The organism is Pseudomonas sp. KH_024_B2 (assembly GCF_057839965.1).
The window spans coordinates 94,964-106,205 of sequence record NZ_CM174502.1 but is presented as its reverse complement, the minus strand read 5'-3'; the positions used below and the strand labels follow the sequence as shown (position 1 = coordinate 106,205).

Below are 11,242 nucleotides of genomic sequence, written 5' to 3'. Positions count from 1 at the left end.
AAAGATCAGAAATCAACATTCACCATCACCTTGATGGAATGCTCATTTCTAAGCTTTACAAGTCAGAAGCAGTTAGTGGTGGAGCCAAACGGGATCGAACCGTTGACCTCCTGCGTGCAAGGCAGGCGCTCTCCCAGCTGAGCTATGGCCCCGTATTTCTACAGGCGTTTCCCACACAAAATTGGTGGGTCTGGGCAGATTCGAACTGCCGACCTCACCCTTATCAGGGGTGCGCTCTAACCAACTGAGCTACAGACCCAATTTCGAGCTATAAGGCCGACCTCACCCTGCTCTTTACCGCAAAGCATGGGGTGCGCTCTAACCAACTAAGCTACAACCTTTTAGGGCTGCTTCTTTATCGTCTTCTTCAATGAATCAAGCAATTCGTGTGGGAACTTATGGAGCAGCTGATGTCGTCGATTAAGGAGGTGATCCAGCCGCAGGTTCCCCTACGGCTACCTTGTTACGACTTCACCCCAGTCATGAATCACACCGTGGTAACCGTCCTCCCGAAGGTTAGACTAGCTACTTCTGGTGCAACCCACTCCCATGGTGTGACGGGCGGTGTGTACAAGGCCCGGGAACGTATTCACCGCGACATTCTGATTCGCGATTACTAGCGATTCCGACTTCACGCAGTCGAGTTGCAGACTGCGATCCGGACTACGATCGGTTTTCTGGGATTAGCTCCACCTCGCGGCTTGGCAACCCTCTGTACCGACCATTGTAGCACGTGTGTAGCCCAGGCCGTAAGGGCCATGATGACTTGACGTCATCCCCACCTTCCTCCGGTTTGTCACCGGCAGTCTCCTTAGAGTGCCCACCATGACGTGCTGGTAACTAAGGACAAGGGTTGCGCTCGTTACGGGACTTAACCCAACATCTCACGACACGAGCTGACGACAGCCATGCAGCACCTGTCTCAATGTTCCCGAAGGCACCCATCCATCTCTGGAAAGTTCATTGGATGTCAAGGCCTGGTAAGGTTCTTCGCGTTGCTTCGAATTAAACCACATGCTCCACCGCTTGTGCGGGCCCCCGTCAATTCATTTGAGTTTTAACCTTGCGGCCGTACTCCCCAGGCGGTCAACTTAATGCGTTAGCTGCGCCACTAAGAGCTCAAGGCTCCCAACGGCTAGTTGACATCGTTTACGGCGTGGACTACCAGGGTATCTAATCCTGTTTGCTCCCCACGCTTTCGCACCTCAGTGTCAGTATCAGTCCAGGTGGTCGCCTTCGCCACTGGTGTTCCTTCCTATATCTACGCATTTCACCGCTACACAGGAAATTCCACCACCCTCTACCATACTCTAGCTCGACAGTTTTGAATGCAGTTCCCAGGTTGAGCCCGGGGATTTCACATCCAACTTAACGAACCACCTACGCGCGCTTTACGCCCAGTAATTCCGATTAACGCTTGCACCCTCTGTATTACCGCGGCTGCTGGCACAGAGTTAGCCGGTGCTTATTCTGTCGGTAACGTCAAAACCATCACGTATTAGGTAATGGCCCTTCCTCCCAACTTAAAGTGCTTTACAATCCGAAGACCTTCTTCACACACGCGGCATGGCTGGATCAGGCTTTCGCCCATTGTCCAATATTCCCCACTGCTGCCTCCCGTAGGAGTCTGGACCGTGTCTCAGTTCCAGTGTGACTGATCATCCTCTCAGACCAGTTACGGATCGTAGCCTTGGTGAGCCATTACCTCACCAACTAGCTAATCCGACCTAGGCTCATCTGATAGCGCAAGGCCCGAAGGTCCCCTGCTTTCTCCCGTAGGACGTATGCGGTATTAGCGTCCGTTTCCGGACGTTATCCCCCACTACCAGGCAGATTCCTAGGTATTACTCACCCGTCCGCCGCTCGCCACCAGGTACAAGTACCCGTGCTGCCGCTCGACTTGCATGTGTTAGGCCTGCCGCCAGCGTTCAATCTGAGCCATGATCAAACTCTTCAGTTCAAACATCTTTGGGTTTTGAGAAAACCCTAAACTTGGCTCAGCAATCGTTGGTTACATCTTTGATTTCTCGCGGAGTAACTTGTGATGCTGATAATCTTGTTGACTATCAGTCAGACTCCACAAGCACCCACACGAATTGCTTGATTCAGTTGTTAAAGAGCGGTTGGTTAAGATCTTTCGTCTCAACCGAGGCGCGCATTCTACGCTTTCCCCTGCTACTGTCAAGCGGTTATTTTCAGAAGTTTTCAAAGTTTCGCTTGGAAATCTCTAACAACTTCAACCACTTGGCGCTTCCGATCACTCGTTAGCGGGAGGCGAATTCTACAGCGTTACTCGCCGCTGTCAACACCTCTTTTACACCGCTTTCGACCGAGTGGATCGAACCGTTGATAGAGCCAAACAACACGACTCCAGCAACTCCTTCGGGGCTTCGATGAACCGAAGCAACTCGCTGTCGAAAACTGCGTAACTCTTTGTTTACCAAGGAGTTTTCCGTTTCGACTGCGCCGGAAGTGGGGCGAATTATAGACTTCCAGAATCTGCCGTCAAGCACTGATTTAGCTTTTCTATCAATGACGTGTAGAAAGCCGAAAAACGGGCTGTTTTCCCCTCTATATAGAGAACAGAACAGCGGCCTCTATATAGAGGGAATCCTCAGAGCACCCCAGCCTCTTTAAAAGCCGCGACCGCGGATGCCTCGATACCCAACACCCGCTGCAGAACCTCCAGCGTGTGTTCGCCTAATAGAGGAGGCGCATTACGGTATTCAACCGGCGTCTCGGAAAGACGGATCGGACTAGCCACCTGGGGAACCAGCCCGGCCAAAGCATGAGGTAGCTCGATTGCCAGCCCGCGCGCCTTGACTTGCGGATCGGCAAACACCTGAGCCAGATCATTGATCGGCCCGCAGGGCACTCCGGCCTGTTCCAGCTGCACCACCCACTCGGCAGTCGTCTTGAAGACCGTTGCCTGACGGATCAGCGGGATCAATACCGCCCGATTGGCCACCCGCAGCTTGTTCGTGGCAAACCGCGGATCGTCCGCCCACTGAGGCTGCCCTGCCACTTCAGCGAACTTGCGGAACTGCCCGTCGTTCCCGACGGTAAGAATGAAGTCGCCATCCGCGGTCGGGAAGTCCTGGTACGGCACGATATTCGGATGAGCATTGCCTAACCGCTTGGGCGAAACCCCGGTGGTCAGGTAGTTCATTGCCTGATTGGCCAGGCAGGCGACCTGAACGTCCAGCAACGCCATGTCAATATGCTGCCCGCCACCGTCATGATCCCGATGAGCCAGCGCCGCCAGAATCGCCACTGTCGAGTAGAGACCGGTCAGAATATCCGTCAGCGCTACTCCGACTTTCACCGGCCCGGCACCTTCGCTACCTTCAGGAAGGCCGGTCAGACTCATCAAGCCGCCCAACCCCTGAATCATAAAGTCATAACCGGCCCGCTTGGCATAAGGGCCAGTCTGACCAAAGCCGGTGATCGAGCAATAGATCAGCTCAGGGTTAAGTGCCTTGAGGGAGGCGTAGTCCAGGCCATAAGCCGCCAGACCACCGACCTTGAAGTTCTCGATCAGAATGTCTGACTTGGCCGCCAGCTCACGCACCAGACGCTGACCTTCCGGTTGCGTGAAGTCGATGGTCACCGATTGCTTGTTGCGATTGGCCGACAGGTAGTAGGCCGCCTCGCTGGTGTTCTCGCCATAGGCGTCTTTAAGGAAGGGTGGCCCCCAGGCGCGCGTGTCATCGCCATTCCCCGGGCGCTCGACCTTGATCACCTCGGCCCCGAGATCCGCAAGGATCTGTCCGGCCCAAGGACCGGCCAGCACTCGTGACAAGTCCAATACCCGTAGATGTGAAAGCGCGCCCATGGACGTTCTCCTATTAATAGAACGCCTGGATGCCGGTCTGCGCACGACCAAGAATCAGCGCATGCACGTCGTGAGTACCTTCATAGGTATTCACCACTTCCAGGTTCACCAGGTGACGGGCGACACCGAACTCGTCGGAGATACCGTTGCCACCCAACATGTCACGGGCCATGCGAGCGATGTCCAGCGACTTGCCGCAAGAGTTGCGCTTCATCATGGAAGTGATCTCGACCGCTGCGGTGCCTTCGTCTTTCATCCGGCCCAGACGCAAGCAACCTTGCAGGGCGAGGGTGATCTCGGTCTGCATGTCAGCCAGTTTTTTCTGGATCAACTGAGTGGCTGCCAATGGCCGGCCAAACTGCTGACGGTCCAGCGTGTATTGGCGAGCGGTGTGCCAGCAGAACTCGGCAGCCCCCAGCGCGCCCCAGGCGATGCCGTAACGAGCCGAATTAAGGCAGGTGAAAGGGCCTTTCAAACCACGGACGTCCGGGAAGATGTTCTCTTCCGGGACAAATACGTTGTCCATAACGATCTCTCCGGTGATGGAGGCGCGCAGACCTACCTTGCCGTGAATCGCTGGAGCGCTCAGGCCTTTCCAGCCTTTCTCGAGCACGAAGCCGCGAATGTCGCCGGCATCGTCCTTGCCCCAGACCACGAACACATCGGCGATCGGACTGTTGGTGATCCACATCTTGCAGCCAGTCAGGCTGTAGCCGCCTTCCACTTTGCGTGCACGAGTGATCATCGAGCCCGGATCGGAACCGTGGTCAGGCTCGGTCAGACCGAAGCAACCGATCCATTCACCCGAAGCCAGTTTTGGCAGGTACTTCTGCTTTTGCGCTTCGGTACCGAATTCATTGATCGGCACCATCACCAGCGAGGACTGCACGCTCATCATCGAGCGATAGCCGGAGTCGACACGCTCGACCTCACGAGCAATCAGACCGTAGCTGACATAGTTCAGACCACTGCCACCGTATTCTTCAGGAATGGTCGCACCCAACAGACCCACGTCACCCATCTCGCGGAAGATCGCCGGGTCGGTCTTTTCATGGCGGAAAGCTTCGAGAACGCGCGGCGCGAGCTTCTGCTGAGCGAATTGCCGGGCAGTATCCTGGATCATGCGTTCTTCTTGGGTGAGCTGTTGATCCAGCAGCAGGGGATCGATCCAGTTGAAGCTAGCTTTACCGCCCATGGGTGAGTCCTCACGAATCAAGTGAAATATCGTGGAGTGATCCTAGGCCGGGCCAGCGGAGACAGCAAACGAGGATTTTGCATACTGTTGTGCTAATTTCTCACTCCGTAATAGCGTTAAAGTTGCTTATAGACGCTTTATTAGTGAGGTTGCCGTACATGCGCAGGAAGATTCCGAGTACAGCTGCATTGATCAGCTTTGAAGCGGCCGCCCGGCACGAGAGTTTTACCAAGGCCGCGCAAGAGCTTTCCCTTACGCAGGGAGCCATTTGTCGACAGATCGCCGGCCTGGAGGATTTTTTGAGCGTCGAACTGTTTCGGCGCTCACGGCGGGGCGTGAAGCTGACCGAAGCAGGGCTATCTTATAGTCGCCGGGTCGCGACACAGCTGGACGCCGTGGAGCGCGATACGCTGTCGGTGATGGGACAGCAGGGCGCCAACGTCATCGAATTGGCCGTGGTCCCCACGTTCGGTACTCAATGGCTGTTACCTCGACTCAAGGATTTTCAGCAGCGGCATCCGGAAGTCACGGTCAACCTTACAAACCGCACACGGCCATTCCTGTTTGCCGACACCGACTTCGATGCGGCCATTTATTTTGGTGATGCCGATTGGTCGGGCACCGAGTCCCATCGGCTGATGGGTGAAAACCCCATGCCGGTTTGCAGCCCGCGACTTCTGGGGCCTGCAAGCCAGTTGAGCGCCGAAGAGATCGCAGAACTGCCACTGCTGCAACAGACCACCCGACCTTATGCCTGGCGTCAATGGTTCAACTCACAGAGCCTGAATATCCCTCGAGACATGACAGGGCCGCGTTACGAGCTATTCTCCATGCTTGCCCAAGCCGCCATGCACGACATGGGCATCGCATTGATTCCACCGTTCCTGATTCAGCGTGAATTGGCGGAGAAGCGCCTGGTGATCGCCAACCACCAGGCACTGTCCAGCATAAAGGCCTATTACCTGATGATTCCTGACCGAAAGGTCGAATCGGCCTCTTTAAGGGCATTCCGCGATTGGTTGGTGAGCCAGGCGCAGAGCTACAGCCTAGAAGAATAGGGGGCATCGCTATTAGCTGACCCCGTAGTCAGCAAAATCAAAGTACTACAGATATAACTATATGTCGCTATTAATGAAACTGTATTGACAAGAGGAACAATCGTCCAACAAGCCCCTAAAGACGTGGCTTCCAGTAGCTATTTCGAAGCAATGCCGCCTCATTCACCGCGCCGATGAGTAAATTATTGAATTTCATTAAAAATTCATACAAGACACGGCTTACAAGGGGTCCAGCCATACTGTGCGACATTCGGTCACAGGGTGACTTGTAGTTAATTTTCCGTCACCCGTCATAATCCCTTGAAGGGCACAAAGTTCGCCTGCAAAATGCCGCGGCCCCGCCTTGTTACCGCGGGGTCGTGCTGATCGGCCGCCCCAGCAGCACCATCCGGAGTGCGCTGGCCTTCTTATAAAGATCAACAGCAATAAGATGATCATGCAGGAGATTTGACGTGCACATTGGTGTTCCTCTCGAAACCCAGACCGGTGAAACGCGGGTTGCCGCAACCCCGGAAACCATCAAGAAGCTGATCGGCCAGGGTCATAAAGTCACTGTGCAAAGCGGCGCCGGCATTAACGCCAGCGTTGTCGACAGTGCCTATGCAGCAGTAGGCGCGACCATCGGCAGCGCCAACGATGCGTTCGGGGCAGAGCTGATTCTCAAGGTCGTCGCCCCCAGCGACAGCGAACTCACGCTGATCAAGAGCGGCACCGTGTTGGTGGGCATGCTCAATCCGTTCAGCAATGAAACCATTGCCAAACTGGCCGAGTGTGGCATCACCGCCTTCGCCCTCGAAGCCGCACCGCGCACCTCCCGGGCACAGAGCCTTGATGTGCTGTCCTCCCAAGCCAACATTGCCGGCTATAAAGCCGTGCTGGTGGCCGCTTATCATTATCCGCGCTTCATGCCGATGCTGATGACCGCTGCCGGTACCGTGAAAGCGGCACGGGTGCTGATTCTCGGTGCCGGTGTGGCCGGCTTGCAGGCGATTGCGACTGCCAAGCGTCTCGGCGCGGTGATTGAAGCCTCGGACGTGCGTCCGGCGGTGAAGGAGCAGATCGAATCCCTCGGCGCCAAATTCGTCGACGTGCCTTATGAGACCGATGAAGAGCGTGAATGCGCCGTCGGTGTCGGCGGTTATGCGCGGCCGATGCCGGCGAGCTGGATGCAACGTCAGGCATTGGCGGTCCATGAGCGCGCCAAGCAAGCGGACATCGTCATTACCACCGCGCTGATCCCGGGTCGCAAGGCACCAGTATTGCTGAGCGCTGAAACCGTCGCGCAAATGAAGCCAGGCTCGGTGGTCATCGACCTCGCGGCGGCGCAAGGCGGCAACTGCCCGCTGACCGTCGCCGATCAGGTGATCATCGCTCACGGCGTGACCATCGTTGGCCACACCAACCTGGCGGCACAGGTCGCTGCAGATGCCTCGGCGCTGTATGCCCGCAACCTGCTGGACTTCCTGAAGCTGGTCTTCACACCGGAAGGCCAGTTCCAGCTCAACCTCGAAGACGACATCGTCGCCGCGTGCCTGATGTGCCGCGACGGCCAAGTCATCCGCAAAAACGCCTAAGCAGGGATTCAGACGATGGAAGAGCTTATCTCCCCCGGTATCTACAACCTGATCATCTTCGTGCTGGCGATTTATGTCGGTTATCACGTGGTCTGGAACGTTACACCTGCACTGCACACGCCATTGATGGCAGTGACCAACGCCATTTCGGCGATTGTCATCGTCGGCGCCATGCTGGCGGCTGCTTTGACCGTAACACCGCTGGGCAAGACCATGGGCACTCTGGCCGTGGCGTTGGCCGCGGTAAACGTGTTCGGTGGCTTCCTGGTCACCCGGCGCATGCTGGAAATGTTCAAGAAAAAAGCGCCCAAAGTTAAAGAGCTGTCGCTGGAACAAGAGGTGCAGAAGCAATGAGCATGAATCTCGTAACCACCCTGTACCTGATCGCATCGATCTGCTTTATCCAGGCACTTAAAGGCCTGTCGCACCCGACCACCTCGCGGCGCGGCAATGTGTACGGCATGCTGGGTATGGCGCTGGCAATCATCACCACGGTCGGCCTGGTCTACAAACTCGGCGCCGAGCTCGCTACAGCGGGTATTGGTTATGTCATCGTCGGCCTGCTGGTCGGTGGCACCGCCGGTTCGATCATGGCCAAGCGCGTCGAGATGACCAAGATGCCGGAACTGGTCGCCTTCATGCACAGCATGATCGGTATGGCCGCGGTATTCATCGCGATCGCCGCCGTGGTCGAGCCGCAATCGCTGGGTATCGTCAAGCAACTGGGCGATTCGATTCCTGCCGGTAACCGCATGGAGCTGTTCCTTGGCGCGGCCATCGGTGCCATTACCTTCTCCGGTTCGGTGATCGCCTTCGGCAAGCTGTCGGGCAAGTACAAGTTCCGCCTGTTCCAGGGCGCACCGGTACAGTTCGGCGGTCAACACAAGTTGAACCTGGTGTTGGGCTTGTCTACCCTGGGCCTGGGCCTGGTGTTCACGCTCACCGGCGACCTCACGGCGTTCGCAGTGATGCTGGCGTTGGCTTTCGTACTGGGCGTGCTGATTATCATCCCGATCGGCGGCGCCGACATGCCGGTAGTGGTGTCGATGCTTAACAGCTACTCGGGTTGGGCGGCGGCCGGTATCGGTTTCTCGCTGAACAACTCGATGCTGATCATCGCCGGTTCCCTGGTTGGCTCATCGGGCGCGATCCTCTCGTATATCATGTGCAAGGCGATGAACCGCTCGTTCTTCAACGTGATCCTCGGCGGTTTCGGCGGCGCAGCCGACGTGGCCGGTCCTGCCGGCTCCAAGGAAGCGCGCCCGGTGAAGTCCGGCTCGTCCGACGACGCCGCGTTCCTGCTGACCAACGCCGATACCGTGATCATCGTGCCCGGCTATGGCTTGGCAGTGGCGCGTGCCCAGCACTCGCTGATGGAGCTGGCGGAGAAGCTGACTCACCGTGGCGTCACCGTAAAGTTCGCCATTCACCCGGTTGCCGGGCGGATGCCGGGGCACATGAACGTCCTGCTGGCCGAGGCCGAAGTGCCTTACGAGCAAGTGTTCGAGATGGACGACATCAACTCCGAATTCGGTCAGACCGACGTGGTACTGGTGCTCGGCGCCAACGACGTGGTCAACCCGGCGGCGAAGAACGATCCGAAATCACCGATTGCCGGCATGCCGATTCTCGAGGCCTATAAAGCCAAGACCGTCATCGTCAACAAGCGCTCGATGGCCAGCGGCTATGCCGGTCTGGACAACGAACTGTTCTACCTGGACAAGACCATGATGGTGTTCGGCGACGCCAAGAAAGTCATCGAAGACATGGTTAAAGCAGTCGATTAAACCGGCTTCAGCGCAACACCGAAAACCCCGGCCTTTAATAGGCCGGGGTTTTTTATTGCCTGCAAAAACCCGACCAAAGGCTCTAAATCAAGGCTCGGCATTCGACCATGGTAGCGGGAGGAATTTTTTTGAAATCACTAGACTGCGCATCTTGCTTTCGTTGCCCGAGATAACAGTCCATGTACTCTGATCGTATTCGCTTGCCTTCGTTGTTAAGTAAGGTCATGAGCGCGGCTGATGCCGCAGCCTTGATTCGGGACGGCATGACCGTCGGCATGAGCGGTTTTACCCGCGCCGGCGAAGCCAAGGCCGTGCCCCACGCATTGGCCGAACGCGCCAAGGTAACGCCGCTGAAAATCAGCCTGATGACCGGCGCCAGCCTGGGCAATGACCTCGACAAGCAGCTCACCGAAGCCGGCGTACTGTCGCGGCGCATGCCGTTCCAGGTCGACAGCACTCTGCGCAAGGCCATCAACGATGGCTCGGTGATGTTTATCGACCAGCACCTCTCCGACACCGTTGAGCAACTGCGCAACCGCCAGATCAAGGCGGTGGACCTGGCGGTGATCGAGTGCGTCGCCATCACTGAAGAAGGCCATCTGGTCCTGAGCACCTCGGTGGGTAACTCGGCCAGCTTCGCGATCCTGGCCAAAGAGGTGATCGTCGAGATCAACCTGGCCCAGCCGTTGGAGCTGGAAGGGCTGCATGACATCTATATACCGAGCTATCGGCCGACCCGCCTGCCGATTCCGGTACTCAAGGCTGACAGCCGCATTGGCAGCCATGCCGTACAGATCGACCCGGCGAAGATCGTCGGCATTGTCATCAGCAACCAGCCCGACTCACCGTCCACCGTATTGCCGCCGGACGTGGAAACGCAGGCCATCGCCAATCATCTGGTCGAGTTCTTCAAGAATGAAGTCCGCGAGAATCGCCTGACCAACAGCCTGATGCCGCTGCAAGCGGGCATCGGGACCATCGCCAACGCGGTGATGCACGGGCTGATCGAGTCGCCGTTCCACGATATGACCATGTACTCCGAAGTGTTGCAGGACTCCACCTTCGACCTGTTCGACGCTGGCAAGCTGAGCTTCGCCTCGGGCAGCTCCATGACCTTGTCCGCGAAAAAGCATGCCGAGGTCTTCAGTGATCTGGGCCGTTACAAGCCGCAACTGGTGCTGCGCCCACAGGAAATCTCCAACCACCCGGAAGTCATCCGCCGCCTGGGCATCATCGGCATCAACACCGCGCTGGAGTTCGACCTGTACGGCAACGTCAACTCCACCCATGTCTGCGGCACGCGAATGATGAATGGCATCGGCGGCTCGGGCGACTTCGCGCGCAATGCGCACCTGGCGATCTTCGTCACCAAGTCGATTGCCAAGGGCGGCGCGATTTCCAGCGTGGTGCCAATGGTCAGCCACGTCGACCATACCGAGCATGACGTCGACATCCTCGTCACCGAGATCGGCCTTGCGGACCTGCGCGGCCTGGCACCGCGGGAGCGGGCACGGGTGGTCATCGACAACTGCGTGCATCCGGCTTATCGCGAAGCATTGAACGACTACTTCAAAGCGGCCTGCGCAGTGGGTGGGCACACGCCACACATCCTGCGTGATGCACTGAGCTGGCACATAAACCTCGATGAAACCGGGAAAATGCTCGCGGTGTAATTGATACAGTTGGCAGCTGACGCAAACGCAATTTCGTCAGCTTGCCGCTGTTACGGCAATACCTTCCAAAAACTGTACTGCTGTACCGGTCTTTTCCTACCGAATTATCTTACATTTTAG

The 11,242-nt window shown here is 57.0% G+C and carries 7 protein-coding genes, 2 tRNA genes and 1 rRNA gene; 5 read left to right on the top strand and 5 right to left on the bottom strand.

Features of this window, described 5'->3' with window-relative positions; translation table 11 throughout:
- Positions 1-76: 76 nt before the first annotated feature.
- From AC3I0A_RS00525 to AC3I0A_RS00505, 5 genes are all read right to left on the bottom strand, one after another.
- A tRNA-Ala gene (locus AC3I0A_RS00525) sits at positions 77-152 on the bottom strand.
- Positions 153-182: 30 nt separating this feature from the next.
- Positions 183-259, bottom strand: a tRNA-Ile gene (locus AC3I0A_RS00520).
- 162 nt (positions 260-421) lie between these two features.
- Positions 422-1,960 (bottom strand): 16S ribosomal RNA (locus AC3I0A_RS00515).
- Between the two features lie 654 nt (positions 1,961-2,614).
- Positions 2,615-3,835: a CaiB/BaiF CoA transferase family protein gene (locus tag AC3I0A_RS00510; protein ID WP_489375674.1), complete on the bottom strand. Its 1,221-nt coding sequence runs from the start codon at positions 3,833-3,835 to the stop codon at positions 2,615-2,617.
- Between the two features lie 13 nt (positions 3,836-3,848).
- Positions 3,849-5,030: an acyl-CoA dehydrogenase gene (locus AC3I0A_RS00505; protein WP_489375673.1), complete on the bottom strand. Its 1,182-nt coding sequence runs from the start codon at positions 5,028-5,030 to the stop codon at positions 3,849-3,851.
- 158 nt (positions 5,031-5,188) lie between these two features.
- Here AC3I0A_RS00505 and AC3I0A_RS00500 point away from each other — a divergent pair, with 158 nt between their 5' ends.
- From AC3I0A_RS00500 to scpC, 5 genes are all read left to right on the top strand, one after another.
- Positions 5,189-6,088 (top strand): LysR family transcriptional regulator, encoded by a 900-nt coding sequence (locus AC3I0A_RS00500; protein WP_489375672.1) that lies wholly within the window; start codon positions 5,189-5,191, stop codon positions 6,086-6,088.
- Between the two features lie 452 nt (positions 6,089-6,540).
- The gene (locus AC3I0A_RS00495) at positions 6,541-7,662 is read left to right on the top strand and encodes a Re/Si-specific NAD(P)(+) transhydrogenase subunit alpha (RefSeq protein WP_489375671.1); all 1,122 of its coding nucleotides are present in this window, start codon (positions 6,541-6,543) and stop codon (positions 7,660-7,662) included.
- Positions 7,663-7,677: 15 nt separating this feature from the next.
- Positions 7,678-8,016, top strand: coding sequence for an NAD(P) transhydrogenase subunit alpha part 2 (locus AC3I0A_RS00490; RefSeq protein WP_489375670.1), 339 nt, complete (start codon positions 7,678-7,680; stop codon positions 8,014-8,016).
- Positions 8,013-9,449 carry an NAD(P)(+) transhydrogenase (Re/Si-specific) subunit beta gene (locus AC3I0A_RS00485; protein ID WP_489375668.1) on the top strand — a complete coding sequence of 479 codons (1,437 nt, stop codon included), beginning with the start codon at positions 8,013-8,015 and terminating at the stop codon, positions 9,447-9,449. Before AC3I0A_RS00490 ends, AC3I0A_RS00485 begins: the two co-directional genes overlap by 4 nt.
- Positions 9,450-9,628: 179 nt before the next feature.
- The gene (scpC, locus tag AC3I0A_RS00480) at positions 9,629-11,122 is read left to right on the top strand and encodes a succinyl-CoA:acetate CoA-transferase ScpC (RefSeq protein WP_489375667.1); all 1,494 of its coding nucleotides are present in this window, start codon (positions 9,629-9,631) and stop codon (positions 11,120-11,122) included.
- The last annotated feature ends 120 nt before the right edge of the window (positions 11,123-11,242 follow it).

What these genes read in the sequence shown, in the direction of transcription:
- scpC (WP_489375667.1), top strand. Translation starts at nt 9,629, where the DNA reads ATGTACTCTGATCGTATTCGCTTGCCTTCGTTGTTAAGTAAGGTCATG.
- AC3I0A_RS00510 (WP_489375674.1), bottom strand. Translation starts at nt 3,835, where the DNA reads ATGGGCGCGCTTTCACATCTACGGGTATTGGACTTGTCACGAGTGCTG.
- AC3I0A_RS00485 (WP_489375668.1), top strand. Translation starts at nt 8,013, where the DNA reads ATGAGCATGAATCTCGTAACCACCCTGTACCTGATCGCATCGATCTGC.
- AC3I0A_RS00490 (WP_489375670.1), top strand. Translation starts at nt 7,678, where the DNA reads ATGGAAGAGCTTATCTCCCCCGGTATCTACAACCTGATCATCTTCGTG.
- AC3I0A_RS00500 (WP_489375672.1), top strand. Translation starts at nt 5,189, where the DNA reads ATGCGCAGGAAGATTCCGAGTACAGCTGCATTGATCAGCTTTGAAGCG.
- AC3I0A_RS00505 (WP_489375673.1), bottom strand. Translation starts at nt 5,030, where the DNA reads ATGGGCGGTAAAGCTAGCTTCAACTGGATCGATCCCCTGCTGCTGGAT.